This is a genomic window from Rhodovastum atsumiense, assembly GCF_937425535.1.
Taxonomy (GTDB): Bacteria; Pseudomonadota; Alphaproteobacteria; order Acetobacterales; family Acetobacteraceae; genus Rhodovastum; species Rhodovastum atsumiense.
The window spans coordinates 4,582,617-4,609,506 of record NZ_OW485601.1 but is presented as its reverse complement, the minus strand read 5'-3'; the positions used below and the strand labels follow the sequence as shown (position 1 = coordinate 4,609,506).

Here is a 26,890-nt window from a genome sequence, read left to right as displayed (position 1 = left end):
GGCCGCGCATGGCCCCTAGCCCGGTCGCCCCGGACGGCCGGACGGCGGCGCGCGCGCAGGCCCTGCGCGCGTCGTCTTCCACGCTGCGCTGGCTGCGCCTGTCGATCACCGGGGCGCTGATCGTTCCGGCCTGCGTCTTCGCCATCACCGCCTGGACGACGCGGCAGGCAACCATTGCGGTGGCGCAGGACGCGATCCGGCGGGAGACGGTGATCCTGGCCGAGCACGCCCTCAAAGTGTTCGAAACCGAGCAATTGCTGCTGGCGCAGGCCGCCGAGCGCGTCGCCGGCATGAGCTGGGAGGAGATCCGGGCCGCCCCGTGGCTGCAGGACTATCTGGCGCGGTCGATCCGCAGCATGCCGCATATCGGGGCGATCTGGCTGATCGGACCGGACGGGCGGATCGCCGCGGCCGACCGCCCCGCGCTGCTCGACGAGAAGTCGCGCGAGGACCGCGATTATTTCCAGGCGATACGACAGGGGAGCGACTGGTTCGTCAGCCGCCCCTATATCGGGCGGGTCGACGGCCGGCTCGCCATCAACGTGGCCGCGCCCCGGCGCACCGCGGACGGACACTTCGACGGGCTGATCCTGGCGGCGACCTATCCGGAATTCTTCATCAAGTACTGGGAAACCGCCGCCCCGCCGCGCGAGCACCGCTACGCCCTCTACCGCGCCGACGGGGCGCTGCTGGTGCAGTCGGACGGCGAGATGCGGCCGCTGTCGCCGGAGGTCGAGCAACGCTTTGCCGCCTCCTTCCGCGCCGAGCCGAACGGCCTGTGGATCAGCTCCTCGCTTTTCGACGGCGTCACGCGCATCCGCGGGCGCACCTCGCTGCCCCGCTTCGGCATCGTCGTCACCGACGGGATCAGCCTCGACGCCGTGCTGGAGGAATGGCGGCAGACCACCGGGGCCTATGCCGCCGTGGCCGGGATCTCCGCCGCCGCGCTGATCTGCATCAGCATGCTCGCCCTGCGCTCGGTCCGGCGCGAGCGGGGCGCGGCGCTGCGCCAGTTCGAGACCGAGGCGGCGCTGCACGCCCGCGACGCGCTTTATGCCGGTATTTTCGAGAAGGCGGTGGACGGCATCTTCGTGCTCGCGGTCGGGCCGGACCAGCGCATCGTCTACGAGACGGTCAATCCCTCGCTGGAACGCCAGCTCGGCCGGCGCGCCGGCGACCTCGCCGGCCGCACGCCGGAGGAGGTGCACGCCCCGACCGAGGCGGCCTGCCTGGCCGCGCGCTACCGCGAATGCGTCGCCGGCGGCAAGGCGATGTCCTTCAGTATCGTGCTGATGCTGCACGAGCACCGCACCGTCTGGCAGATCTGCCTGACGCCGATCCGCGACGAGAGCCACCACACCGTGCGCGTCGTCGGCACCACCTCCGACATCACCCGCCAGACCGAGCTCGAGGAAAAGCTGCGCAACGCCCAGCGGCTGGAATCGATCAGCCAGCTCACGGCGGGGATCGCGCACGATTTCAACAACCTGCTGATGGTGATGACGGGCAATCTCGGCCGGCTGGAGGACGCGACGCTGGAGGCGGGGCAACGGCGCTGGGTCGATTCGATCCAGCGCGCGGTGAACCGGGCGGCGACGCTGACGCGGCATCTGCTGACCTTCGGGCGGCGGCAGATGCTGCGCCCGGAGCCGCAGCAGGTTTCCGCCCTGCTCGAGGACCTGCGCAGCCTGATCGAGGGCGCGGTCAACCAGGGCATCACGCTGCGCTACCACGCCAGTGCCGCCGCCCGCACCGCGATCTGCAGCGTCGACCGGGCGGAGCTGGAGCTCGCGGTGCTGAACATCGCCCTCAATGCGCAGCACGCCATGCCGCAGGGGGGCAGCTTCGTCATCCGCTCCGACATCCTGCGCATCGACGCGCTGCACCCGCATGCGGAGCTGGCCGGCGGCAGCTATCTGCGCATCCGCTTCTCCGACAGCGGGCATGGGATGGACGAGGAGGTGCGGACCCGTGCCTTCGAGCCGTTCTTCACCACGCGGGACGTGGGGCAAGGCTCCGGTCTGGGGCTTTGCCAGGTCTACGGCTTCGCCAAGCAGTCAGGCGGCCATGCCGAGCTGGAAAGTGCCCCCGGCCGCGGCACCACCGTCCTGCTCTACCTGCCCGTTGCTGCGCAGTCGCTCCGCCTGCCCGGGCCGCTCCGGGCCATGGCCGAGGCCAGCTTCCGTCCCGATTCGCGGGGCATCTCGTCATAAGCCTCGGCGGACGCGTGGGTTTTGCCCTGCTCACGGGTATCAGCCTCCAGAACCCGGATTGGCGTGCATGCCCGTCGCCCTTGCCCTTCGATGTTGTTTCGAGAGCCCTGTGTCTTGTCCCGCCCCCCAGCCACGCCAGGACCGCGACCGCGCCGCCGCGCCGGACGAGACGCTGCTCGCCTGGGCGGCGGCCGGCGACCGGCTGGCCTTCGACGAACTGACGCTGCGGCACCTGTCGCGTGTCTACAGCATCGTCCACCGCATCGTCCGCGACCCGGCGGTGGCGGAGGAAACCGCGCAGGAGGTGATGTTCCGCGCCTGGCAGCACGCCGCCCGCTTCGATCCCGGGCGGGCGCGCTTCACCACCTGGCTGCACCGGATCGCGGTGAACCTGGCGCTCAACCGCGCCCGCGCGCCGCTGCTGCAGCCGCTGGAGACGGTGGCGGAACTGGCCGACACCGCCGCGGGACCGGAGGACACCCTCGCGGCCAAGGAAAACCGCCTACGATTGCATGCGGGACTCCGGCGGCTGCCGGCCCGCCAGCGCGCCGCCCTCGCGTTGTTCTACGACCAGGCGCTGAGCGGCGCGGAAGCGGCGGCGGCGCTCTCGGTCTCGCCCCGCGCCCTGGAAGGGCTGCTGCGCCGGGCCCGGCGTTTCCTCGTCGGGCAGATGCGCGACGAGGATGGCTGATGCCGCTCCGGGGACTCATGCTGCCGTCCGGTCGCGCGGACCGGGCGCCCGGACCAAGGATGCGCGCCGCGCCCCGGCGGTTCTGCTGGTGGCAGCGGTGCCAGGAAAGACAACCGCCCATGCGCATACGCCGTTTCGTCACCCTGCTGGAAACCCATGGCGCCGACCTGACGCGCTGGCCGTCCCGGGACGTGCCGTCCGCCCGGGCCTTGCTCGCCGGCTCGGCCGAGGCGCGGCGGCGCCTGCGCGCGGCGGCAGCGCTGGACGCGGCGCTGGCCGGGACCGTCGCGGTCCCGGATGCCGCCACGCTGCAGCGCATGCGCGCCGGCGTCGCCCTCCGCATCGCCCGCTCGCCGCTGCCGGCGCCGTCCGCCGGGGCTCTGGCGGAGTGGCTGCAGCCGCTGTGGCAGATCGGCTGCGGCGCGGTGGTCACGCTGGCGCTGTGCGTGCTCTGGCTGGCCTGGGACGGTCACGATGGCCGGACCGACCTGCTCGCCTCCCCCTCGGCCTTCGTGCTGGCCGGGACCCCGTTCTGATGCGCCCGCGCAGTTCCGTTGTCCTGGCCGTGCTGCTCGGGGCCTCGCTCGCGCTCAACGTGGTGCTCGGCGGGATGATGCTGCGCCGCGGTGCCGAACCGCCGCCCGATCCGGGACGGCTGCAGGCGCGCATCGAATCGCTGCTTTCCCCCGCCGACCGCGCCGCCTTTCATGCCGCCATGCAGCCGGTGGCGCCCGACCTCGCACAGTTCCGCCGGACGCTGCGCGAACAGGGCGCCACCATCAAGGCCGCCCTGGAACAGGATTCCTTCGACGCCGAGGCGCAGCGCGAGCGCATGGCCGCGCACCGGCAAAACTGGGCGACGTTCAGCCTGCGGTTCGACGACGCCCTGAGCCGGGCCATGGCGGCAATCTCGCCCGAAGGCCGCCGCCGCATCGCCGCGGACATGCCCGCCCCCCCGCCCGAGGACAGTGACAGGTCGCGTCCATGATCCGGCGTCATCGCCTTCACCAATCATTCCCCCCGCGCATGCCACCCCCCGCGCCGGCCAACGGGTCCGACACCGGCCCCAGCGCGGGGGCCGAGCGCGGCCTGGGCGGCACCGGCCGGAACGGCGCGATGCCGCCCGGTGCCCCCGTGCGCGGCCCTGACCCGGCATCCGGGTCCGGGGAAAGCCCCGCATAGATCCGTCCCGGCAGCGGCACCGCTGCTTCGCCCCTGGCCACATGGTCCCGCGCGCGCCAACCGGCGCCGCCCGGCGCAACGGCTGTGTCGCCCTCCTCCCCCGGCCCCCGACGATTTCGCAAGATGCTTCTCATCGCCTGGAAAATGCTCGCGGGTGACCGCGCGAAATATCTCGGCATCGTGCTCGCCCTCGGCTTCACCACGCTGCTGGTCGCACAGCAGGGCGCGACCATGCTGCACATCCTCTCCCGGACCACCGTGTTCATCGACAGCATCGGCGGCGTGGACATGTGGGTCACCGACAGCCACGCCCAATATGTCGATGACATCAAGGCGCTGTCGGACATCCAGGTGCAGCGGGTGCGCAGCATCCCCGGCATCGCCTGGGCGGTGCCGATGTATCGCGGCAGCATCCGCGCCCGCATGCCCGACGGCAATTACCAGAACTGCCAGTTCATCGGCGTGGACGACGCCACGCTGATCGGCCGCCCGGCAGAGATGCTGCAAGGCCGTTTCGAGGACCTGCGCATCGCCGACAGCATCCTGGTGGACATCGACGCCGCCGGCGACCGGCTGGCCCATGTCGAACCCGACGGCACCCGTCGCCCCCTGCGCGTCGGCGACACGCTGGAACTGAACGACCATCTCGCCCGTGTCGTCGGCATCTATCGCGGCGAGCCGAACTTCCAGTCGCAGCCGGTGATCTACACCACCTACGAGCGCGCCAAATCCTTCGTCCCCAGCGAGCGCAAGCTGCTCTCCTTCATCCTCGCCGGGCTGCAGCCGGGGACGGATGTGGCGCGGGTGCAGGACGACCTTTTCCGCAGCGCCGGCCTGCGTGGCCGCACCACCGGGCAATTCTCGCGGGAATCGCTGTGGTGGTTCATCCGCAACACCGGCATCCTGGTCAGCTTCGGCCTCTCCACGCTGCTGGCCTTCCTGATCGGCGGCGGCATCGCCGGTCAGACCTTCGCCAACTTCATGCTCGACAACCAGCGCCATTTCGCCGTGCTGCGGGCGATGGGCGCGCCAACGCGCACGCTGGTGGGCATGGTGGTGCTGCAGGCCCTGGCGGTCACGCTGATCGGCTATGGGCTCGGCACCGGCGGCGTGGCGCTGCTGGCCATCCTCGGCCCGAAGACCGGACCGCAGGTCGAGCTGAGCTGGCCGCTGCTCGGCGCCACCGCCTTCGCCGTCGTCTTCGTGGGCGCCGCCGCCGGCACGCTCGGCCTGCGCCGCGTGCTGCGCCTCGATCCCGCCGAGGTGTTCAAGTGACGCCGCCGCCACCGGCCGTGTGCTGCCGCGCGCTGACCCGGAGCTATCACGCCGCTGCCGGGGTGGTGCCGGCGCTGCGCGGCGTCGATCTCGAAGTGGCGCCAGGCGAGGTGATGTTCCTGGTCGGCCCCTCCGGCTGCGGCAAGACCACGCTGATTTCCATCGTGGCCGGGGTGATGACCCCCGATGGCGGCAGTTGCGCCGTACTTGGCCGCGACCTCGCCACCCTCGGCGGCGGCGCCGGCGCGGCGTTCCGCCGCCGCCATGTCGGCTTCGTCTTCCAGGCCTTCAATCTGGTGCCGACGCTGACCGCCGCCGAGAATGTCGGCGTGCCGCTGCTGCTCAACGGCGCCGGGCAAGCCGCCGCGATCCGGGGGGCGACCGAGGCGCTCGCCGCCGTCGGCCTCGCCGACCGTGCCGGGCAACTGCCGCGGGAGCTGTCCGGCGGGCAGCAGCAACGCGTCGCCATCGCCCGCGCCCTGGTGCACCGCCCCCGGCTGCTGGTCTGCGACGAGCCGACCAGCGCCCTCGATCACAGGACAGGACAGGAGATCATGGAACTGCTCCGCGGCCTCGCCGGACGGCATGGCAGCACCTTGCTGGTGGTGACGCATGACCACCGCATCTTCGGCTTCGCCGACCGCATCGCGGAAATGGACGACGGCCGCATCGTCACGGTCAGGACCGGCGCGGCATGATCCGGCTGAGCCACGTCCTGCTGCCGCTCGGCGCCGCCGCCGGCCTCGGCCTCGGCATCACCGCGGTGCTGCAGGCGCACCAGCCGCCGCGCCCGGCCCCGCCGCTCACCGAACCGGCCGCCGCGCCCTTCGCCAGCTATATCGGCGGCTCCGGCCAGGTGGAGCCGCCCGGCCGCATGGTTGCCATCGGCGCCCAGGTCGGCGGCGTGGCGCTGGAGGTGCCGGTGCGCCCCGGCGAGCAGGTGCCGGCCGGGGCCACGCTGATCCGCCTCGACGACCGCGTCGCCCGCGCCACCCGCGACCAGAAGGCCGCCGACCTCGCCATCACCCGCGCCCAGGTCACGGAAGCCGCGGTGGCGCTGGCCGATTACCGCCAGCAACTGCGCAACGCCGAGGCGGTGTCCGACCGCCGTGCCGTCAGCGCCGAGGACCTCGCCAAGCGCCGCTACGCCGCCCAGCTCTACGAGGCCAAACTCGCCACCGCGCGCGCGCAGGTCATCTCCGCCGAAACCGCCCTGGCCGAAGCCGAGGCCGAACTGCAGCGCCTGACCATCACCGCCCCCTTCGCCGCGACGGTGCTGCAGGTGAACATCCGCCCCGGCGAATACGTCTCCGCCGCGGCGCTCGACACGCCCCTGATCCGGCTCGGCCGGCCCGGCCGGCTGCACCTGCGGGTGCAGGTGGACGAGAACGACGCCTGGCGCTTCCACGACGGCGCCACCGGCCGCGCCACCCTGCGCGGCAACCGCGACCTCTCCTCGACACTGCGCTACGTGCTGACGGAACCCTACGTCACGCCGAAGACCTCGCTGACCAGCGACAGCACGGAACGGGTGGATACCCGCGTGCTGGAAGCGGTGTTCGAGATCGAGGATGAGACCCTGCCGGTGCGCGTGGGGCAGGTGCTGGACGTCTTCATCGAGGCGCCCCCTTTGCGCAACGCGGTGGCTCAGGCGAAGCCATGAAGACAGGAAGGAAGGCGAGGGCTCTGCCCTCGACCCGGCAGGGGCCACAGGGCCCCCTTGGTCCGCTTCGCGGCCCAAGCCCATTCGCGCTGCGCGGCACAGAATGGGATCCAAGGGCCTTCGACCCTTGGTGGAGGTCCAGGAGGCAAAGCCTCCTGGCAGGGCTCGGGGCAGCGCCCCGACTGGGCCTCGTGGTGCTGCTCGCCGCGGGCTGCACCCTCGGCCCCGACCACCAGCCGCCGGAGATGCTGCTCCCCGCCGCTTGGTCCGGCCCCCTCGCCACTTCCCCGACCGCGGTCGCGCAGGGCGCCTGGTGGCAGCGTTTCCACGACCCGGTCCTGGACGGGTTGATCACCCGGTCGCTCGCCGCCAATCCCGACGTCGCCAAGGCGCAGGCCTCGTTGCGCGCGGCGCGCGCCAGCCTCGCGCAGCAGCGGGCGGGGCTGTGGCCGAGCCTGGACGCCTCGGCCAGCGTCACCGAGCAACGTAGTTCCCTGGCCGCCTCCGGCTATGGCAGCGGCGCGCGCACCTATGGCACCTGGACCGCCGGCTTCGATGCCGATTTCGAGCTGGACGTGTTCGGCGGCCAGCGCCGCACCATCGAATCCGCGCGCGCTACCGCCGAGGCCGCCGCGGCGGAACGCGATGCCACGGTGCTCAGCCTGATCGGCGATGTCGCCAACGCCTATGTGCAGGTGCGCGGCTATCAGGCGCAGCTGGAGGTGGCGCGGCAGACCCTGGCGACGCGGCGCGACACCGCGGCGCTGACACGGGGCCGGGCCCGGGCCGGGCTGGTCTCCGAGCTGGATGCGGTGAAGGCGGAGGCGGAGGCGGAAAGCGCCGAGGCCGCCATTCCGCCGCTTGAACAAAGTCTTGCCGGGCAGGTGCATGGGCTGGCCGTGCTCACCGGGGCGGCGCCAGGGGAGTTGACCGGCCTGATGGCCCCGGTGCGGCCGGTTCCCACCCTGGGGGGGGCCATCGTTGCCGATGCCCCGGCCACGTTGCTGGTGCGCCGGCCTGACATCCGCGCCGCCGAGCGCCGGCTCGCCGCTGCCAACGCTGCCATCGGCGCGGCGGAAGCCGACCGCTATCCGGCGGTCAGCCTCGCCGGGGCGATCGGGCTGAACGCCGCGCGACTGGGCAACGTGACGGATGTCTCCAGCCGCGTCTGGTCGGTGGCGCCGCAGGTTTCGCTGCCGGTCTTCGATGCCGGCAAGCGCGCCGCGGTGGTGGCCGAACGCGAGGCCGAGCGCGACGAAGCCCTGGCAAGCTGGCGGGCGACGGTGCTGACGGCGCTGAAGGAAGTCGAGAACGCCCTGGTCGGGCTGGACCGCGAAGCCGCGCACAACGCCCGGCTGCGCCGCAGCGTGCGTGCCTGGCAGGACGCGGCGCAGCTGGCCCGTGCGCAGTACCGGGCCGGGTTGTCCAACTTCCTCGACGTCCTGGACGCCGAACGCTCGCTGTCGGAGGCGCAGGACACGCTGGCACAGAGCGACACCGCCCTGGCGACCCAGGCGATCGCGCTGTTCAAGGCGCTGGGCGGCGGCTGGGAGAGCGCGACATGAGACGGCGGCGCTGGTTCCCGGTACTTGCCCTTGGCGCGCTGCTCATGGCCGGCGTCACCGGCTATGGATGGTTCTGGCTGGACAACCGCTGCGGCGCCCCCGCCATCACCGCCCTGCTGGCCCGCAAGCTGCGCCAGCCGGGCCAGGAAGCCGGGGTGGTGATCGCCGAACAACGCCTGGCGACCGGGCAGTTCTGGAAGAATCCCTATCGGTGCGAGGCGGCGTTCGTCTTCTATCGGGTCACGGCATCGTTGCCGCAGACCGCCTGGCAACACATCACCTACCGGGTGAACAGCTTTGCCGAGGTCCTGGGGGTCGATCTTGTCGAAGATTGACCCCGGGGAACCCGCCCTGGCCGCAGAAAGCGGGGGCGTCCGCATTCCGGACACCATCCGTCCGCGTTCCGGACATTGCCGGCCGGGGCTCGACCGGCTCCAGGCCTGCCATCGCCTCTTTGCGCCACGCGGCATTTGCCTGCGCCCCGCGCCATGCGGGGGTGGCGCGGCTTTTGCACACCCGGTCCATTCTCTTGTCGGACGCCTGTCATGATGCATTTCCGGCCCGCCCCCGCCGGCCGTCCCCCGATCTTCCTGCACACCGGCTGGCGCAGCCGCGGCACCTGGGTGTGGTCGGCGCTGTGCCACGAGCCGGAGGTGATGGGGTTCAACGAGCCGCTGCACGAGGCGCTGGCCAGCCTGGCGCCGCCGGTCATCGCCGCCGTGCATCCCGATGCCTGGCACGGCGGCGACGCGGCGCTGGCCCGCAGTTGGAACGAGGTCACCGGGCTGTTGCGACCCGACCTGACCGGCGTGCCCGGCTTTCACGCCGACTTCGCCACCGAGCACGCCTTCGCCGGGGCAGATGCGGTGCAACCGGAGCTGGAAGCCTATCTCCATGGGCTGCTCGCCCATGCGACCGGGGTCGGGCGGGTGCCGGTGGTCAAGTCCTGCCGCACCCTCGGCCGGGTGGCCTGGATGCAGGCCCGCTTCCCGGAAGCGGTGCATGTCGTGCTGCTGCGCCGGCCGGACGCGCAATGGGCCTCGGCGCGGCGGGAGATGGAGGTGCACGACAACCCTTATTTCATCGAGATGCCACTGCTCATGCTGGCGCGCAACGCCGAGGCGCCGGTGGTGGCCCGGGCCTGCCAGGTGCTGCGTGTCCCCCTGCCCCGGCCCTTGTGCCAGGCCGACCGGGCGCGTGCCGCCGCCGCCTGCCGGCGCGTGGTGGCGGAGCTCTCCCGCGAGGACCGCTATCGCGGCTTCCTGGCCTTCTGGGTGGCCTCGGCGGTCGCGGCGCTGGCGACGGACAGCCTGCTGGTCGATGCCGACATGCTGGTCTGGTCGATGCCCTATCGCCAGGAGATCGCCGCGGCGATGGCGCTGTGCGCGGGCGCGGCCTTCAGGCTGGGCAGGACGTCGGATGGCAACACCCCGGTGCCGCCGCTCGATCCCGAGGAACTGACGGCGCAGCGGGCGGCGCTGACGCTGCTGCAGGAATACCGAGCCACGCTGCGGCCGGACGGCTACGTGGCCGCCTGGAACATGCTGGCCGCCCCGCTGGTCGGTCCGGCACCGCTTGCCATGGCGCCGCTGCCCGCGGGTGAGCCGCCCGGCCAGGACGGGCACGCCGCGTCACCCTTCGCCTCATGGACGCTGCGCTGGCTGCATCGTCCCTGGCTGCGGCGGGAAGGCCGCGCCGCCCCCGCCGCGGAGTAGCGCGGCGCTCCACCGTCCCTCCTTACGCGCCTGCCAGCGCGCCGAGCACGTCGGCCAGCACGCATGCCCCGGCCAGCGCATCCTCGGGTGTCACGTTCTCGGCCTCGTTGTGGCTGATGCCGCCGGCGCAGGGGATGAAGATCATGCCGGCCGGGCAGATTCTGCCGAGGAAGGCGGCGTCGTGGAAGGCGCCCGAGGGCAGCCGGTGCACGGCCAGTCCCAGTGCCCGGGCCCGCGCCTCGATCAGCGCGGCGATGCCCGGGTCGAAGGGCGCGGGCGGCATCGTCATCGTCTCCTCGATCCGCAGCGCGCAGGGCGGCGCCGCCGCGGCGCAGGCGGTGGCGATGCGCCCGGCCCGCGCCTCCAGCTCGGCGGCGTCGGGATGGCGCAGGTCGATCGAAAACCGCGCCAGGCTCGCCACCGAGTTCGGCACGTTCGGCGCCACGGTCAGCCGCCCGACGGTGAAGCGCAGCCGGTCCGCGGGATCGGCCATCGCATCGTTGAGCGCCGCGATGCAGCGCAGCGCCGCCTGCAGCGCGTCCTGCCGCGCCGCCAGCGGCGTGGTGCCGGCATGCGCCGTCCGCCCGCTCAGGGTGACATCGAACCAGCGCGCCCCGGCGACCCCGGTCACGACCCCGATCGGCGCGCCGAGTTGTTCCAGCACCGGCCCCTGCTCGATATGCGCCTCGACATAGGCGTGCACCGGGGCGTGCACCGGCGCCGCCGCCCGGCGGGGCACGCCCGCGAAGGCATCGCGTGTCGCCGCCAGCGCCTGGGCCAGTGGCACACCGTCATTGCCCTGCGCGCCCGCCAGCGCCTCCGCCGCCAGGGCGCCGACGAAGACCTGCGAGCCCATTGCGCCGGGGCGGAAACGACTGCCTTCCTCGTTGGACCAGGCCACCAGCTCGACCGGCCGCTCGGTGGTGATGCCGGAATCGTCCAGCGCCTCCAGCGCCTCGAAGCCGGCGAGCACGCCATAGGTGCCGTCGAAACGGCCGCCCTGCGGCTGGGAATCCAGGTGGCTGCCGACCAGCACCGGGGCGAGGTCGTCGCGCCGGCCCGGCCGCCGGATGAACAGGTTGGCGATGCCGTCCAGGCTCGCCGCGTAGCCGCGCGCCCGCGCCCAGCCCAGCAGCGCCTGGCGCGCCGCGATCTCGGCCGCGGTGAAGGCCTGGCGGTCGATGCCGCCGCCCGGGGTCGCGCCGAAGCGCGCCATCTCCGCCTGGTGCCGCCACAGGCGCTCACCGCGGACGAACGAACTGGCCTGCATGGCGTCCCCTCAGTAGGTCGGCGGCGAATTGAGCCAGAGCACCACGGCCTCGCCGCTGCCGGGATTGGAATAGCCATGCGGCTCGCGCGAGGGGAAGAACGCCGCGTCCCCCGCCCCCAGCCGGTGCGTCTCGGGACCGAGTTCCAGGTCGATCTCGCCGGCGAGCACGAAGATGAACTCGTCGCCGTCATGCACGATCTGCCCGTCCGAGCGCCCGCCGGGGGCGACGTGGTGCAGGTTGACCTGGAACACGTCCTCCCCGCCCTGGCCGGAGAGCATCTCCAGCCGGATGCCGTCGCCGCCGCGGATATGCGGGGCGGCGAGGAAGCGCCGTGTCCCCGCCCGCACGATGCGCGAGGCCCCGCCGGCCTGGGTGGGCACCAGCGTGCGGATATTGACGCCGAGCGCATGCGCGATCCGGTGCAGCATGTTCAGCGAGGCCTGGGTATGGCCGGTCTCCAGCTTGGAGAGGAAGCTGACCGTGCAGTCGCAGTCCCGCGCCACCACGGCCAGCGTCTTGCCCGCCCGCTTGCGGACCTGGCGGATCAGCCGCCCGGTCTCAGCGTCCTGCCCGTCCATGCTTCCTCAATGCCAGCCCCGCGATGAAATACATGATGCAGTAGACCACCACACGGTACATCAGCGGCGAGCCGGGCGGAATGCAGATGAACGACAGCGCGTTGGCGCCGAGCTTTCCGGTCTCGTGGGCGAGCCGGATCACCTCGTAGTCGGTCAGGCCGATCGGCTCGGCGAGGTCGCCGAGGATGTCGCCCGGCGCGGGGCCCGAGCCGCCCATCACGTCGAGGTCGAAATGCGCGTAGACCGCTTCGGTGCCCTCGAAGGCTTTCGGCAGCAGGTCCACCGTGCCCTGGATGCCGAGTTCCGTGCGCAACCGCCAGGAGGAGACGAAGGTCGCGCCGGCATCGAGGAAGCCGCGCACGATCTCCTTGTATTCCAGCATGCCGCGCTCACCGATCTCGACGAGCTTCGAGGGATCGAAGTTCTTCAGGTCGCGATAGGTCACGTCCTTCCAGTTGCCCGACCCGGCCACGCGGGGATCCATCGAGAAGCGGTCGTACTTCATCGAATCCCAATGGGTATCCAGGCTGACCATGCCGACCTTGCCGCTGGTGTGCTCGGAGACCGGCTTGGCGATGGCGAAGGAGCCGCAGGGCGAATTCTGGCCGATCACGATCGGCACCGCGCCGGCGTCGAGCGCGTCGTTGACCTTGGCCTCCACCGCCGCCTGCGAGGCGAGGATGATGTCAACCGTGCCCTCGGTGTTGGCGCGCTCGGGGATGGCCGCGTCGCCGTAGTCGACGACGCGCATGTTCTCGAAGACGTCGAGGTTGAAATCCTGGATGTAGCCGGTGCGGTAGCGGATGGATTGCTGCCGCACCCGTTTGCAGGAAGCCAGCCACTCCGCCTTATCGACGCCGAAATACTGGTTGCCCCAGCCGGCGACGTAGGGTGCGCCGATGATCACCACGTCGGCGCCCTCGAGGTCCTTGCGGTCGAGCGCATGCGGCACGCCGAAGAAGGTGGGGGTGTCCTCGGCCAGGCGGGGGAACATCTTGCCGGCGACGAAGCTGCCGCGGGTGAACTCGGACCAGTCGGGATACTTGAAGGACACGCGAGCCTTCCTTTCCGGAACGGGCGGGAGCCGCCCGGCTCCCGCAATGGCCTCAGCAAATGGAGGAGGACAAGTCGTAGGGCGGATAAGCGCAGCGCAATCCGCCGCACCCTCCGCCACTGCTGCGGTATCAGTTCCCCCCGGCGGGCGGGCGCGGCCATGCCACGAAGTTCGGTGCATCGATAAACCGCGTGCCGACATCCAACCCGCGTGTCATGTCGTCCCAGCGGCCCGAGGACAGCAGCACCTCGATGCCGGTATTGATGACGTTCGCCAGCTCGGCATTGCCGCGACGCACGCTCCAGGCGATCGGGGTGAAGTTGTAGGGCTTGCCGGCGAACAGGTTGCGCACGGAAGGCTGGCGGGTGACGAAGCGGTCGATGGTGAAGGCGTCCTCGATGGAGACGTCGGCGCGGCCGGCCGCGACCTCGACGAAGCCCGCGGTCAGGTTGCCGGTGGCCAGCGTGATCACCTGTGCCTTGGGCATGTTGCGCCGCGCGTAGTCCTCGGCCGAGCCGCCCTGCACCACCGCGATCTTCACGCCCGGCGCATTGATGTCCTCCAGCGTCTTGAAGCGCGTATCGTTGGTGCGCACCACCGCGCCGTAGCCGAGGTAGAAGATCGGCCGGGTGAACTGCACCACCATGGCGCGCTGGACCGTGGCGAAGGTGCCGGCGATGGACAGGTCGAACTGGCCCGACTGCAGCCCGGCGACGAAATTGCCCCAGGTGGTCTCGATGAACACGGGCTTCACCCCCATCATGCGCGCGATCTCGCGGGCGCCATCGATGGAGAAGCCGCCCAGCTCGCCGGAGACGGGGTCCTTGATCACCGAGGGCGGCGCGGGGATGTAGCCGATGCGGATCTCGCCGCGGCTGACGATGTCCTGCAGTGTCTGCGACGCCGCCGGTTGCGGCGCGGTCGCGATCGCGGCAGCCGCCAGCAGGCACGCGGCGGCGAGCCGCATGATCCAGCTCATGGGCATGGTCGGGGTGTCTCCTCTGGTCAGTGCAGCACGCGGGCCAGGAAATCGCGTGTGCGGGTCTGCGTCGGGTTGGAAAAGATCAGTTCTGGCGGGCCGGATTCGACGACCCGGCCGCCATCCATGAAGACCACGCGGTTGGCGACCTCGCGGGCGAAGCCCATCTCGTGCGTCACCACCAGCATGGTCATGCCCTCGGCCGCCAGCTCGCGCATCGTCTCCAGCACCTCGCCCACCAGCTCCGGATCAAGGGCCGAGGTCGGCTCGTCGAACAGCATGATGCGCGGGCGCATCGCCAAAGCGCGGGCGATCGCCGCGCGCTGCTGCTGCCCGCCCGAGAGCGATGCCGGGCGGGCGTCACGCTTGTCGCCCAGGTTCACCTTGCCGAGCAGCGTCTCGGCATAGGCATAGGCAGTGTCACGGCTTTGCCCGAGCACCTGGATCGGCCCCTCGACGATATTCTCGATGACCGTCTTGTGCGGAAACAGGTTGAAGCTCTGGAACACCATGCCGATATGCCGCCGCACCGCGCGGATCGCCGCGTCCGGGGCGCGCACCCGCCGCCCGCGCCGCTCGGCGTAGCCGACCAGGGCACCGTCGAAGACGATCTCGCCCGCATCATAGGGTTCGAGGAAGTTGATGCATTTCAGCAGTGTGCTCTTGCCCGAGCCGCTCGGCCCGATGATCGCCACCACCTCGTGCGGCGCCACGGCAAGGTCGACGCCGGCGAGCACCTGGTGCGGCCCGTAGCTCTTGGAAACGCCGCGGAGTTCGAGGATATGGGTCATGGCCTCAACGCGCGGCGCGCAGCCGCTTCTCGAGTTGGCGGGAAGCGAGGATGACGGGATAGGTGATCAGGAAGAACACCACGGCCAGCGCGCTGTAGACTTCCAGCGGGCGGTAGATGGCGGCGATCAGGTTGTTCGATTCGTGCAGCAGCTCGTAGACCGCGATCGAGGAGCCGAGCGTGGTCAGCTTCATCAGGTTGGCGAATTCGTTGATGAAGGGCGGGATCATCTTCTGCACCGCCTGCGGCAGGATGATCCGCCGCAGTGCCTGTCCCTCCGACATGCCGAGCGCGTAGGCGGCGGCGAACTGGCCGCGATCGACCGCATTGATGCCGGCGCGGAAGATCTCGGCGACATAGGCGCCGGCATGCACCCCGAGCGCCACGATCATCGTCGTCTGGCCGGGCAGTTGCAGGCCGGTCAGGATCGGCAGGCAGTAATAGATCCAGACGATCTGCACCAGCGCCGGCGTGCCGCGGATCAGTTCGATATAGGCGGTGGCGAGCAATCGCAACGAGCCGAAACGGGATTCCTTGGCGATCCCCGCGGGCAGGCCGATCGCCAGGGCGAGGCAGGCCGAACCGATGGTGATCTGCAACGTGACCAACCCGCCACGAACGAAGATCGGCCAGTATTTGGCCAGCTCGGCAAAATGCCACTCGTATCCCACGGGGAACCTGCTGCGGCTTGGGGCCGGACCGGGGCCGGCGTGAAGTTGAGTATCACTCAACATATCTACGGGCATGGCGGCGTTTTGAGCAAGGGAGAAAGCTGAGAAATTTATGCCCTTTTTATAAGCGGAATTCTGCTTATTCTTTAATCGTCATGTGGCCCGCCACGGGCAGGGCGGATCAGTGCAGCGCCATCCGCCATCGCAATGTTCGGCATGATGGTCGGGTGCGGGACAACGTCCCGCCAACACGGCCTGTCGGAACGCCTATGTCCCCTGCGGGCGCCCGGTCCGGCCGAGCACCCCTTCCAGCCGTGCCGCGAGTTCGGCCGCGCCGATCGGCTTGCGCAGCACCGTGAGCGGCCCGCCCGTTCCCTCGTGTCCCGGCTCGCCCAGTTCGAGGTATCCCGTCAGCACCAGCGCCGGCAGCGCCGACCATCGCGCCCGCGCCTGGCGGATCAGCGACATCCCGTCCATGCCCGGCATGGACAGATCCGTGACCAGCACGTCCACTGCCTCGCCCGCCTCCAGCAGGGCCAGTGCCTCGGCACCGCTCTGCGCCACCAGCACCGCGAAGCCTGAATCTTCCAGGCCTGCGGCCAGGGTTTCGCGCAACATCTCCTCGTCATCCACCAGCAGCACCCGCGGCGTGAGCGGGGCGGTGGGGCGTGGCCCGTGCGCTGCCGGCAGCCGGCCTTCCCGCGTCTCCTCCGGCGCCACCGGCAGCCAGAGCGTGACGGTGGTGCCGTGGCCGGGCGTGCTGGCGATGGCGAGCCCGCCCCCGCTCTGCTCGGCGAATCCCTTCGCCATCGACAGCCCGAGCCCGGTGCCGGTGCCGATCGGCTTGGTGGTGAAGAACGGATCGGTGGCCCGCGCCAGCGTCGCCGCATCCATGCCGGTGCCGACGTCGCTGACCGCGAGGCGGACATAGCGCCCGGGCCGCAGCGGCACCGGACACGTCCACCCGGTCGTAATCGTGTCGACTGCGGCGGCCAGGGTCAGCGCGCCACCCAGCGGCATGGCGTCGCGCGCATTGGTACCGAGATTGACCAGCGCCGTTTCCAGCTCGGCCTTGTCCACGACCACCGCGGGCAGCATCGGATGCAGGTCGAGCCGCACCGTGACCTGGCTGCCGAGCGTATGGGCCAGCACGTCGCGAATGGCGTCGAGCATGGCCACCGGATCGATCCGCTCGGGGCGGACACTGCTGCGCTGGGCAAAGGACAGCAGGCGGCCGGTGATGACCGAGCCGCGCCCGGCCGCGCCGGCGGCGATGCGCGCGAACCTGCGCACGCTGGCGACATCGCCGGCGCGGGCCTCGATCAGGCCCAGCCCGCCCTGCACCGCCTGCAGGATGTTGTTGAACTCGTGCGCGACCCCGGCGGCGATCTGTCCCAGCGCCTGCATGTGCTGGGCGTGCTTGGCCCGCTCCTGTACCGCCTCCCGCGCCGCGATCTCGTCGCGCACCCGCTCTTCCAGGGTCCGGTTCAGTTCGGCCAGCGCCTCGTCCGCGCGCAGCCGCTCGGTGATGTCGCGTGCCGTGACGACCGAGCCGACGATGCGACCCTGCCCGTCGCGGATCGGGGCCAGGTTGTAGCTGCCGACCCAGCTCTCCCATGTATCCTTGCGCCGCAGCCGGTAGACGACGCCCACGGCTGTCTCCCCGCGCAGCGCCCGCGACACCGCCCACTGCTCCAGCGGGACCGGATCACCGCCTTCCAGGAAGACCTCCAGGAAGGCCGGATACGCCGCGAGCGTGCGGGCGCACTCGTCCTTGCACGCAAAGCGGTGGAATGTCGCGAAGGCATCGTTGAAATGGATGAAATTGCCGTCGGTGTCGGAAATGAACACGGCATCGGTCATGGCGGCCAGCGCCGCCTCCAGCGTCGCCCGGCTCTCCAGCAGCGCCGCCTCGGCCAGCTTGCGCGCGGTGATGTCCTGCACCGTGCCGCGCAGCCCGACCACACGCCCGGCGGCGTCCTGCACCACCTCGCCGCGGGTCGTCACCCAGATCGGCTCGCCGCTGCGCAACGCCGGCACATCCAGCGCATATCCCTCCCCCGTCGCCAGCGCCCGCTGCATCGCCGCGTTGATCCGTTGCCAGATCTCCGGCGGAAAGAAGCTCCCCCATTGCTCGCGGAAGCCCGGCATCGTCTGCGTGGCCGGATCCAGCCCGAAGATGCGCAACAGCTCGTCTGATCCGCTGGTGGCGTCGCTCGCTGCGTCCCAGTGCCAACTGCCGATATGGGCGACGCGCTGGGCCTCGCGGAACTCGGCCTCCCGCTTCGCCCGCGCCGCCACGGCGATGCGCCGCTCGCGCAGGGCGGTGACCAGCAGGGTGGCGGTGGTGTCGGCCTCGCGCAGGCCCAGCGAGGGTATGTCCTTCGCCATCACCCGCTCCATCAGCGGCAGGTTGGCGAGCGCGCGCACCGGGGCGGCGATGCGCGACGCCGCAAGCCGGGCCAGTCCCAGCGCCGCCAGCAGTGCCAGCGCGAAGCAGCCGCAGGTCGCGCCCAGCTCCTGCCACAGCGGGGCCAGGAATTCCGTGCGCGGCACGCCGACGCCCACGCTCCAGCCGGAGGGGCCGGGACGGCTCCAGGCCGAGAGCAGCTTGGTGCCATCGAGCGAGGTCGATTCCCCCGTGCCCTCGTCGCTGCCGAGCAGTTGCGGCAGGAAGGAGGGCGGCGCCTGCACCCCCACGAAGCGATCCGGATCCGGCTGGCGCGCCATGATCACGCCGCTGCGGTCAAAGACGGCTACGGTCCAGCTCGCTGGCGGGCGCTGCCGCCGGATCGCCCCGTGGAAGGCGCCCGGCGAGGGAATCATGCTGAGCACCAGCCCCACGCTGCCGTCGGGGCGGTGGACCGGCACGTCGATGGCCACGCGCGGCGGCCGCGCCGGCACGGGGGCGAACACGTCGGACACCGCGGGCTCGCCGGTGGCGAAGACGCGCCGCAAGGTCGTCGTCTCCTCCCGCACCGGCAACGGCACGCCCGGCGGCAGCACCAGATCCATCAACACCTGCCCGTCCTCGCGCAACAGCAGGATGTTGCCGCCTGGATCCTCGCGCCGCTGCATTGCCTCGGCCAGTTCCCGGAATGCCGCCAGGTCGCCGACCGCCAGCGAACGGGATCCGGCGAGCGTCCGCAGGGCGGCGATGCGCGCGCCCAGCTCGCCTTCGACGGCAAGGGCGAGGCCACGCGCCACCTCCTGCGTCCGCTGCGCCGCTATGGCACGGTCGGTCTGGTAGTCGATGCCGGCCATCACCCCCACCAGCAGCACCATCGGCAACAGGGCGGCGATGACAAGCAGGGAGAGACGCATCCGCAGCGAGGGTGCGGCGCCACCCATGGCGTCAAATCTTCCCAAGGCCGACCTCCCACCCCGGGCCCGCCGCGCAGGACGGATCCGGGCGCATGGATGGCCTCCAGCCCTAGCCAAATCGGCGCATCTTCTCCAGCATTCTCTAAACTTCCTTGCGTCCGCTCAAGTTTCCAGACTTCGCACGCCTGGCCTGACACGGGCTGGCCGGGTCCGCTGCCGCCCCGTCTCGCTCAAGGAAAAGTGCTCGATTCCACCGACGAATCCTGCAAATAGGTGCGCCCCCGCAGCGGCTGCCGGGCACAACGCGACGCTCACCCTCCGGCAGCGGGCGTTGAACGTCCGGGGCGATATCGTACGTCCTGACATGCGCGCAGCTTAACCCGCTGCAGGGCAAAGCCGCCTGTTCTGGCAGGCGGTACATCACTCCCCTCACCCGCCGGGCATATGGAAACGCACGAGGCAGTGGAGGTGATGCGTCGTGGTCGACGGGGCGAAAATTCCCCATCCACTTCGACATCAAGTCTTATTGGTTGATACTATCAAAGCATCCGAATCGAACATAATATCAGAAACGTACGACAATCCAGTGCCACAGCCCAAGAGAATACCATGTCAACTCAGAGGTTCTTGCTCACCGTTTCCGTCATTGTGACTGCGGCTATGTTGCCGTTCGTTTCCCCCGTCTCCGGGCAGGGCCTGCCCCCGCAGCCCAACCCGATCACCAGCCCGGTCCCGGCCCCGGAGATCGCGACCCTCCACGCCAAGATCACCGCCATTGATCCCCAGACGCGTGCCATCGGCCTCGCGGGGGCCAGTGGCCAGCGCGTCACCGTGACCGCGGGCTCGGCGGTCGATCTCAGCCAGCTCCAGGTCGGTGATATCGTCGATGCGCAGTACTACCGGTCCGTCGCGTTCGAGGTCTGGCCTCCCGGCGTGGCAGCCCCGCAGGACGAGATCGAGCGGGTCGTCGCCCGCGAGGTCAGTGCACCGAGCGGCGAAGCCCTGCAGTTGGCCAGGATCAGCGTGGTCGTGGTCGGCATCGACCTGGCGGCGCACAGCATTGATGTTGTCGATCCCTCGGGCGGCACCGTGCGCACCGTCGTGGTCACCAATCCCGCGCGGATCGCCCTGCTGTCGAAGCTCAAGGTCGGCGAGACGGTGACGGCGGTGGTCAGCCAGGCGCTGGCGGTGAAGGTCACGGCGGCGAAGCCGGCCGCCCCGATCGTCATCTGGGGCGAGAACAACAATCCCGAAACCCCGAGTGGCGGCGGCCGCTGATCGCCACACGGCTCACCAGGGTGGGTGATGCGCGCCGGCACGTCATGGCCGGCGCGCATCACCTGCCCGAACAAGATCTTGTCCGTCCCGGGCCAATCACTTTCCCGGTCCCGGGGCTGTCGTTCGTGCCTGCCGGCATCATGGTGAATGCGCATCCACGCAGGAGATGACGCATGTTCACCAGGGTCGCAGGCATGATCCTCGCTGCCGCCCTCATGGCCGCGCCCGCCTCCGCCCAGGACGGTGCCGACCGTGAGGCGAAGATCACGCAGATCTTCGCTCACACCTTGCCGAACCTGCCGGGCAAGAGCGTCAAGGGCGTGCTGGTCGAATACGGGCCGGGTGGTCACTCGGCCGCGCACACGCACGCCCCCTCGGCCTTCATCGCCGCCACCGTCCTCGACGGCGCGATCCGCAGCAAGGTCGGCGACGCGCCCGAGGCCGTCTATCGCAAGGGCGACACCTTCTTCGAAACGCCAGGGGCGCATCACGCCGTCAGCGCCAACGCGAGCGCCACCGCCCCCGCCCGTCTCCTCGCCGTGTTCGTGGTCAACACCGACGAGACCGTGCTGACCATCCCCGACAGGGAATAGAAACCAGCAGGAGACACCCGATGTCGTCGCCCCGTCTCAACCCCGCCAGGGTCGCGCCCGACGCCTACCAGGCCGTCATGGGGCTGGAGACCTACGTCAAGAACAGCGGCCTGGAGCCGCGGCTGATCCACCTGGTCAAGCTGTGCGCCTCGCAGATCAACGGCTGCGCCTTCTGCGTCGACATGCATGTCAAGGAAGCGCGCCGTGACGGCCTGACCGAGCAGTGGATCAACCTGCTCTGCGTCTGGCGGGCATCACCACTCTACGACACGCGCGAGCGGGCCTTGCTCGCCTGGGTGGAAAGCGTCACCGAGATCGCCCGGACCGGGATTCCGGATGCCGACTACGCGGCGCTGGCCGGGCATTTCAGCGCCGAGGACATCGTCAGGCTGACGGTTGCCATCGGCGCCATCAATGTCTGGAACCGGATCGCCGTCGGCTTCCGCTTCCGCCACCCGATCGACAAGGCGGCCTGAGCGGCGCGCAGCAGGCGGGTCAGCGCAGCGGATCGGGAGGGAAACCACGCACGGTTTCCCCGCCGATCCGCTGCCTCATTCATGCCCGGCTCCCGCAGGCGATCGACCCGGCGTCCCGGCGCAGGCGCTCAGGAGGCCTGCCTGGGCAGCTCGGTTTCCCGGGCATCGCGCTTAACAGGGTCGTCTTCCCAGGCCATTTCGCGCCCGTGTTTCTCGCAGAAATCCACCACGGACTCGATGAGCTGTACAAACGCCGTCCACATGCACCTGTCCCCCTGTCCTTGAAGTGCAGAAGCAGGATAATCCTGGCTTGCACGCACAAGCGGACGTCATTGTGCCGGACAGGCATGCGAAATCGCTGCATTGCAGCAAACATCACCCCATCTCGCATCAATTATAAATACGGAACAATTCTAAATCACAACAAGATTTCCGATCCCTTCCGAGTATTGTATTTGTTTCGTAATATCCATGCGCACGCCGCATTCAGCCCTGCGGGCCGGTGCTCCGGCGGCGGCCGCCGTCTGTTGCCGCCACAGCCGGGCGAAGGCGTCGGCCGGCAGGGCGGGCGCGAACAGGAAGCCCTGCCCCAGCCGGCAGCCCAGCCCTTCGAGCCAGGCGGCCTGCGGCTCGGTCTCGTGCCCGGCGCAGCTCCGTCTCCAGGTCCAGGCGGTGCTGCGCGGCGGCGCTGAGCCGGGCATCGAACAGCGCGTGGCAGCCCTTGCCGTCGTGCTTGGCCGTGTACATCGCCAAATCGGCCTTGCGCAGCAACTCGTCGACGCTGTCCTCTCCCGGATGGCTGATGGCGATGCCGATGCTGCTGCCCACGGACAGGGTGGGGCCCTCGAAGCCCATCGGCTCGCGCAGCGAGGCGATCAGCCGCGCGGCCAGGCGCTGCACCTGCGCGGGCGCGGTGACGTCGCCGAGCAGCACGGTGAACCCGTCGCCGCCGAGGCGGGCCGCGAGATCGCCGGCCCGCAGCTCCGCCCGCAGCCGGGCCGCGACGGTGTGCAGCACCCGGTCGCCCCAGTCATGGCCGAGGCTGTCGTTGATGAACTTGAAGTTGTCGAGATCGAGGAACAGCACGCCGATCGAGCGCCCCCCCGGCATCGGCCGCCGCAAGCGCCTGCTGCAGGCGTTCCTTGAAGCAGGCGCGGTTGGCGAGCCCGGTCAGCGGATCGGTGAAGGCGAACGTGGTGAGTTCGCGCTCGTAGGTCCGGCGTTCCGTCACGTCGTGGCAGGTGGCGACGATGCCGCCGACCGCGGACTCGTCGAGGAGGTTGGTGACGATCAGCTGAAGTCGCGCCAGGTGCCGCACTCGCGCCGCAGCCGCAGCGCCTGCGTCATGGTGCAGCCGGCCTGGGCGCGGACCCCGGCGAGCAGATCCCGCGCCGCCGCGGCATCCTCCGGGTGCACCCGCTGCAGCAGGGTCTGGCCGCGCAACTGCTCGGGCGGCACCGCCCAGAGCGCCTCCGCGGCCGGGCTCGCGTACTGGATCGTGCCGTCGGCGGCGAGGATGGCGATGACATCGGAGACGCTGCGGACCAGCGCGCGGAAGCGTTCATGGCTGTCGCGCACCGCGCCATAGAGGCGAGCGTTCTCCAGCGAGGCGGCGACCTGCCCGGCATAGAGCGCGGCCGCCTGCAGCGCCCCGGAGCTGAACGGCGCGGCGGCGCGGCGCAGGCCCAGCAGCAGGCCGGCGCTCTGGCCTTCGCCTCCCAGCGTCACCGCGAAGCCGGCCAGCAGCGGCGTCGCCGCGGGCAGGGCCACGCCGAGCCCCCGCGCGGCCGCGCGCACGTCGCGGCTGCTCCAGCTTTCGCCCGTCATCGCCGCGCGCAGCCGTTCGGCGAATTCGGTCCAGGCCGCCATGGAATCGGGCGCCACGGGTTCAAAGCCATCCGCGGCGAGGCATTCCAGCCGTCCGCGCGGCGGGGCCAGCAGCAGCGCCCCGCGGATGTCATGGCTGCCGGGCATCGGCAGCCAGACCATCGCCTCCACCCCGAGCGCGCGCAGTTGCGCCTCCACCCGCGCGTCCGCGGCCGCGTCCACCAGCACCGGCGCCTGGGTGCGCATCACCGTCGCGAGATGGCCCTCCGCCGCATCCGACATCGGCAGGGACACGCTATCCTCGGGCAGGCCGATCGCCGCCAGCGGCGCCATGGTGCCGGTGCCGGCGGGATCGAGCAGGGCGACGATATCGGCCGAGAACAGTTCCGACAGCGTCGAGAGCGCCTTGTCGAACAGATCCCCGGGCGGCTGACGCCGACGCCTGCCAGCAGTCTTGCCGTCATGCCTCGGGGTCCTTCCGCCGTAGCCGATGCGAGGACGCACCTATCCGGAAACGACATGTCCTGTCAGGACGTTTCCTGCACTCCGAAAAACCGACGCGCCGCCCCTGCGTCGTCGGGAAAATTTATGGATTTCAAAGGTAAAGCAGGCATAGGGCGGATCAGCGCGGCGCCATCCGCCATCGCAAGCCCGCCCACCGTCACCAGATCGCCAGGAGGTGAAGGCGGCCTTCGAACGGCCGCCCTGGCCGGGGACAAGGTCCCCGGCGGCCTCAGGCAAGCAGGCCGGTATTCGCGACCTGCCCGCCGCGGTCGACCGCGGCATAGGATTTCAGCGCCTGATCGAGTTCCTGCGTCATCCGTTGCGTGGCCAGTTGGTCATTGCTCGTGCCGGGGTCGAAGATGATGCCGTGGGCGCCTTCAGCGGCCGTGTTGACCACCCCCCCCGCATCCTGATGCTTCGGCGACGGCTCCACCTCGGCGGTCGCCTCGGCCTCATCCTCCCGCGCCGCCCCGTTGCTGCGCGCGACGGCGCTACCCTGGGCGGAGGCCACGGTGGGGTCCCGCGTCTCCTCGACCGGCTCCTCCGTGCGCGGCGGCGACGACACCGTCGCTGTCGCGGCTTCGGCCGCCCCGGGGTCATTGGCATTGTCCGGCGCGGTCGTCTCAGGCGACTGCGCGGCCTGCTGACGCTCCCGCGTGACGCTGACGGTGGCGTCGCCAGTGTCGTTTGGATCCGAGGTGGAAGCGGAGGTGGATGCGTAAGCAGAGGCGGCGGCGGCAGCGGCAGCCGGTGTGTCGGCAACGGTGGCAGCCTGGGCCTGGCTGTCCTTGGGTACCGAGCGCATGCTGCTCAGCAGCGGCTGCAAATCGGGCGCAAACCGCGCGACGATGCTCCGCCCATCCCCGATCGCGGCAACGGACGAAACCCGCGCCGCCGTGTGGGCGGTGGCGCTGCGCTGGCCATCGACGCGTCTCCGGGGCGCAACCGGGGTCGTGCCGGATTGTGCCAGGGCCTGGGAAGACCAGCCGACGGAGTGTCCCTGAACCGAGACCATATGTGGGGACCTGCGAACTTTCATGCCGGTATCGAGATACTTCTGCATCCGATCCGGTTGGTTTCGCCACCTTGGGTGGCGACGGGTGATTCAGGGGAATATTACAACCGCAAAACCGAAAACTCCAGTATTTTCCCGTTCCGGTTGCGGCTTCGATTACGATTATATGGCCCGGGCCGCCCCCCGAGCCGTCGCCTTGCCCTGCCCGGCCCCTCCGCCTGCGTCCGGCGCCGCGGGCCGCTCTCGCCCAAACACCGCGTCACCTTCGGGGGTGGCATGGGCACGCAGGAATGTTTCGACAACGAAATTTGCCAGCGCTGCCTGCTCGCGTGCCGACACGCGGCGGGTCACGCCGCACAGCGTCGCCTTGCACGGCCCGGCCTCACACATGGCGCCGAATTGCTGCGCCAGCCACGCCGGATCGGCCGGATGCAACCGGCCGGCCTCGATCTGCGCCTGAATCCAGGCGGCGATCCGCCCCAGCCCCCGCTGTGGTCCATGGGCAAAGAAGGTGCGCCCCAGCTCGGGGAAGCGCCCCGCCTCGGCGATCACCATCCGGTACGAGGCGACCGCCTCCGGCAGCAGCAGGAAGCGGATCACCGCGCGCGCCAGTTCGCCCAGGATCTCCCGCGGGCTGCCCTTGCCGTCCAGGATCGACAGCACCGGCACCACGTGCTTCTCGCCGACGCTGTGCACGACCGCGCCGAACAGCGCCTCCTTGGTGGGAAAGTAGCCATACAACGTGCTCTTGGAGCCGCCGACCGCGGCGGCGATGGCGGCCATGGAGGTGGCAGCATAGCCGTGCTGCAGGAAGGCGGCGCGGGCGATCTGCAGAATCTCGTCACGTTTCCTGTCGGTGCGGACTCGCAATCCTTAATGCCTCCCGGAATTCGTTAACTGGACCGTACAGTACGGTTTATTGACAATCGTGCCAAGAGCATTTCATAACGCCATCTGTGCGTTATGGCTGTTTGAAAGAGGCCCCTCCCATGCCGCGACCGCCGGCTCAGAATGCCGCGCCTGCCCTCCTCCGCGGACTGCGGCTGCCGGGTACGGTACCCCTCCTCGCCCCGCTCGCCCTCATGCTGGCCCTGGCCGGCTGCAAGGAGCAGCAGACCCAGGCCCATGGCGCCGCGGCCCAGGGGCCGGCGCCGGTCGGGGTGGTGACGCTGCAAAGTCAGCCGGTCTCGATCACCACCGACCTGCCCGGCCGCACCAATGCCTACCAGGTCGCCGATGTACGGCCGCAGGTCGGTGGCATCGTGCAGAGCCGGCTGTTCACCGAAGGCCGCGACGTCAAGGCAGGTCAGCAGCTCTATCAGATCGATCCGGCTCCCTATCGCGCCAGCCTTGCCTCTGCCCGTGCCACGCTGGCAAAGGCGGAAGCCTCCGTCACCTCCGCCCGCCTCACCGTCAACCGCTACCGGCCGCTGGCGCAGGCGCGCGCGGTCAGCCCGCTCGATTACGACAACGCCATGGCCACGCTGCGGGAAGCCGAGGCCGATGTCGCCTCCGCCCAGGCCGCGGTGCAGACGGCCCAGATCAATCTCGACTACACCCGGATGATGGCGCCGATCTCCGGCCGCACCAGCCGCTCCTCCGTCACCCCGGGCGCGCTGGTCACCGCGAGCCAGACCACCACGCTGGTCACCATCACCCAGCTCGACCCGATCTACGTGGACGTGACCCAGCCGAGCAGCGTGCTGTTGCGGCTGCGGCGCGAATGGGCGGCAGGCCAGCTGCGCCGCAGCGGCGAGGATCAGGCCCCGGTGAAATTGTTCCTCGAGGACGGCAGCGAATATCCGCATGTCGGCCGACTGCAGTTCTCCGAGGTCAGCGTCGACCAGGGCACCGGCTCGGTCACGCTGCGCCTGGTGTTCCCAAATCCCGACGCGCTGCTGCTACCCGGCATGTTCGTCCGCGCGCAGATCGAGGAGGGCGTCAACGACCATGCCCTGCTGGTGCCGCAGCAGGCGGTGACGCGCAACACGCAGGGCGAGGCAACCGCCCTGGTGGTGGACCAGGACCAGAAGGTGGCGCAACGCATCCTGAAGGTCGACCGCAGCATCGGCAATGCCTGGCTGGTCACCTCCGGCCTCGCCGCCGGCGACAAGGTGATCGTCGACGGCGTGCAGCGCATCCGCCCGGGCGCGCAGGTCACGCCGCAGGACGTCGCGGCGTCCAAGGCCGCGTCCGCCTCCGCCGCTCCCGCGACCCGCTGAGGCA

The 26,890-nt window shown here is 70.5% G+C and carries 27 protein-coding genes; 14 read left to right on the top strand and 13 right to left on the bottom strand.

Going from position 1 to position 26,890, the window contains the following annotated elements; all coding sequences use genetic code 11:
* The first annotated feature begins 8 nt into the window (after window positions 1-8).
* The 10 genes from NBY65_RS20745 to NBY65_RS20700 all read left to right on the top strand — a co-directional run bounded on the left by NBY65_RS20745 (window position 9) and on the right by NBY65_RS20700 (window position 10,304).
* Complete coding sequence (locus NBY65_RS20745) at window positions 9-2,213, top strand: ATP-binding protein (protein ID WP_150039530.1); 2,205 nt, start codon at window positions 9-11, stop codon at window positions 2,211-2,213.
* Window positions 2,214-2,322: 109 nt separating this feature from the next.
* Window positions 2,323-2,904, top strand: coding sequence for a sigma-70 family RNA polymerase sigma factor (locus NBY65_RS20740; protein WP_250265711.1), 582 nt, complete (start codon window positions 2,323-2,325; stop codon window positions 2,902-2,904).
* A 119-nt stretch (window positions 2,905-3,023) separates the two neighbouring features.
* Window positions 3,024-3,440, top strand: a complete 417-nt coding sequence (locus NBY65_RS20735; RefSeq protein WP_162530437.1) for a hypothetical protein — start codon at window positions 3,024-3,026, stop codon at window positions 3,438-3,440.
* Window positions 3,440-3,892, top strand: a complete 453-nt coding sequence (locus tag NBY65_RS20730; RefSeq protein ID WP_162530436.1) for a periplasmic heavy metal sensor — start codon at window positions 3,440-3,442, stop codon at window positions 3,890-3,892. The genes NBY65_RS20735 and NBY65_RS20730 overlap by 1 nt, the downstream gene beginning before the upstream one ends.
* 317 nt (window positions 3,893-4,209) lie before the next feature.
* Window positions 4,210-5,361: an ABC transporter permease gene (locus NBY65_RS20725; RefSeq protein WP_150039527.1), complete on the top strand. Its 1,152-nt coding sequence runs from the start codon at window positions 4,210-4,212 to the stop codon at window positions 5,359-5,361.
* Window positions 5,358-6,059 carry an ABC transporter ATP-binding protein gene (locus NBY65_RS20720; protein ID WP_150039526.1) on the top strand — a complete coding sequence of 234 codons (702 nt, stop codon included), beginning with the start codon at window positions 5,358-5,360 and terminating at the stop codon, window positions 6,057-6,059. Before NBY65_RS20725 ends, NBY65_RS20720 begins: the two co-directional genes overlap by 4 nt.
* Window positions 6,056-7,024 carry an efflux RND transporter periplasmic adaptor subunit gene (locus NBY65_RS20715; RefSeq protein WP_150039525.1) on the top strand — a complete coding sequence of 323 codons (969 nt, stop codon included), beginning with the start codon at window positions 6,056-6,058 and terminating at the stop codon, window positions 7,022-7,024. Before NBY65_RS20720 ends, NBY65_RS20715 begins: the two co-directional genes overlap by 4 nt.
* A 191-nt stretch (window positions 7,025-7,215) precedes the next feature.
* Window positions 7,216-8,589: an efflux transporter outer membrane subunit gene (locus NBY65_RS20710; protein ID WP_162530435.1), complete on the top strand. Its 1,374-nt coding sequence runs from the start codon at window positions 7,216-7,218 to the stop codon at window positions 8,587-8,589.
* On the top strand, window positions 8,586-8,924 hold the full coding sequence (locus NBY65_RS20705) for a hypothetical protein (protein WP_150039523.1): 339 nt from the start codon (window positions 8,586-8,588) through the stop codon (window positions 8,922-8,924). The genes NBY65_RS20710 and NBY65_RS20705 overlap by 4 nt, the downstream gene beginning before the upstream one ends.
* Window positions 8,925-9,134: 210 nt before the next feature.
* The gene (locus NBY65_RS20700) at window positions 9,135-10,304 is read left to right on the top strand and encodes a hypothetical protein (protein WP_150039522.1); all 1,170 of its coding nucleotides are present in this window, start codon (window positions 9,135-9,137) and stop codon (window positions 10,302-10,304) included.
* A 22-nt stretch (window positions 10,305-10,326) separates the two neighbouring features.
* Here the strand turns inward: NBY65_RS20700 and NBY65_RS20695 are convergent, their stop codons facing one another.
* The 7 genes from NBY65_RS20695 to NBY65_RS20665 form a co-directional block, all read right to left on the bottom strand.
* Window positions 10,327-11,574 (bottom strand): M20 family metallo-hydrolase, encoded by a 1,248-nt coding sequence (locus tag NBY65_RS20695; RefSeq protein ID WP_150039521.1) that lies wholly within the window; start codon window positions 11,572-11,574, stop codon window positions 10,327-10,329.
* 9 nt (window positions 11,575-11,583) lie between these two features.
* Entirely contained in the window at window positions 11,584-12,153 is a 570-nt protein-coding gene (locus NBY65_RS20690; protein WP_150039520.1) for a helix-turn-helix domain-containing protein, read from the bottom strand.
* Window positions 12,134-13,207, bottom strand: coding sequence for an arginase family protein (locus NBY65_RS20685; protein ID WP_239002691.1), 1,074 nt, complete (start codon window positions 13,205-13,207; stop codon window positions 12,134-12,136). Before NBY65_RS20685 ends, NBY65_RS20690 begins: the two co-directional genes overlap by 20 nt.
* A 130-nt stretch (window positions 13,208-13,337) precedes the next feature.
* Window positions 13,338-14,192 (bottom strand): substrate-binding periplasmic protein, encoded by an 855-nt coding sequence (locus NBY65_RS20680; RefSeq protein ID WP_239002690.1) that lies wholly within the window; start codon window positions 14,190-14,192, stop codon window positions 13,338-13,340.
* Window positions 14,193-14,212: 20 nt separating this feature from the next.
* On the bottom strand, window positions 14,213-14,977 hold the full coding sequence (locus tag NBY65_RS20675) for an amino acid ABC transporter ATP-binding protein (protein WP_275266250.1): 765 nt from the start codon (window positions 14,975-14,977) through the stop codon (window positions 14,213-14,215).
* Between the two features lie 4 nt (window positions 14,978-14,981).
* On the bottom strand, window positions 14,982-15,647 hold the full coding sequence (locus NBY65_RS20670) for an amino acid ABC transporter permease (RefSeq protein WP_162530434.1): 666 nt from the start codon (window positions 15,645-15,647) through the stop codon (window positions 14,982-14,984).
* A gap of 267 nt (window positions 15,648-15,914) precedes the next feature.
* The gene (locus NBY65_RS20665; protein WP_150039518.1) at window positions 15,915-19,016 is read right to left on the bottom strand and encodes a response regulator; all 3,102 of its coding nucleotides are present in this window, start codon (window positions 19,014-19,016) and stop codon (window positions 15,915-15,917) included.
* Window positions 19,017-19,631: 615 nt separating this feature from the next.
* On the opposite strand from NBY65_RS20665, the gene NBY65_RS20660 reads away from it, so the two are divergent.
* The 3 genes from NBY65_RS20660 (at window position 19,632) to NBY65_RS20650 (ending at window position 21,318) form a co-directional block, all read left to right on the top strand.
* Entirely contained in the window at window positions 19,632-20,249 is a 618-nt protein-coding gene (locus tag NBY65_RS20660; RefSeq protein WP_150039517.1) for a hypothetical protein, read from the top strand.
* 173 nt (window positions 20,250-20,422) lie between these two features.
* Entirely contained in the window at window positions 20,423-20,842 is a 420-nt protein-coding gene (locus tag NBY65_RS20655; RefSeq protein ID WP_150039516.1) for a cupin domain-containing protein, read from the top strand.
* Between the two features lie 20 nt (window positions 20,843-20,862).
* Window positions 20,863-21,318 (top strand): carboxymuconolactone decarboxylase family protein, encoded by a 456-nt coding sequence (locus NBY65_RS20650; protein ID WP_150039515.1) that lies wholly within the window; start codon window positions 20,863-20,865, stop codon window positions 21,316-21,318.
* A 128-nt stretch (window positions 21,319-21,446) separates the two neighbouring features.
* On the opposite strand, the gene NBY65_RS33895 is transcribed toward NBY65_RS20650, so the two are convergent.
* The 6 genes from NBY65_RS33895 to NBY65_RS20625 form a co-directional block, all read right to left on the bottom strand.
* Window positions 21,447-21,581: a hypothetical protein gene (locus tag NBY65_RS33895; protein WP_275266246.1), complete on the bottom strand. Its 135-nt coding sequence runs from the start codon at window positions 21,579-21,581 to the stop codon at window positions 21,447-21,449.
* A 223-nt stretch (window positions 21,582-21,804) separates the two neighbouring features.
* Entirely contained in the window at window positions 21,805-22,428 is a 624-nt protein-coding gene (locus NBY65_RS20645) for a GGDEF domain-containing protein (RefSeq protein ID WP_150039514.1), read from the bottom strand.
* Window positions 22,349-22,636, bottom strand: coding sequence for a diguanylate cyclase (locus tag NBY65_RS20640; protein ID WP_162530433.1), 288 nt, complete (start codon window positions 22,634-22,636; stop codon window positions 22,349-22,351). The genes NBY65_RS20645 and NBY65_RS20640 overlap by 80 nt, the downstream gene beginning before the upstream one ends.
* Window positions 22,609-23,649 carry a PAS domain-containing protein gene (locus NBY65_RS20635; protein WP_150039512.1) on the bottom strand — a complete coding sequence of 347 codons (1,041 nt, stop codon included), beginning with the start codon at window positions 23,647-23,649 and terminating at the stop codon, window positions 22,609-22,611. Before NBY65_RS20635 ends, NBY65_RS20640 begins: the two co-directional genes overlap by 28 nt.
* A gap of 229 nt (window positions 23,650-23,878) precedes the next feature.
* On the bottom strand, window positions 23,879-24,712 hold the full coding sequence (locus NBY65_RS20630) for a hypothetical protein (RefSeq protein ID WP_150039511.1): 834 nt from the start codon (window positions 24,710-24,712) through the stop codon (window positions 23,879-23,881).
* Between the two features lie 114 nt (window positions 24,713-24,826).
* Entirely contained in the window at window positions 24,827-25,534 is a 708-nt protein-coding gene (locus NBY65_RS20625; RefSeq protein WP_150039510.1) for a TetR/AcrR family transcriptional regulator, read from the bottom strand.
* A 119-nt stretch (window positions 25,535-25,653) separates the two neighbouring features.
* On the opposite strand from NBY65_RS20625, the gene NBY65_RS20620 reads away from it, so the two are divergent.
* Entirely contained in the window at window positions 25,654-26,886 is a 1,233-nt protein-coding gene (locus NBY65_RS20620) for an efflux RND transporter periplasmic adaptor subunit (protein ID WP_162530432.1), read from the top strand.
* Window positions 26,887-26,890: the final 4 nt, after the last annotated feature.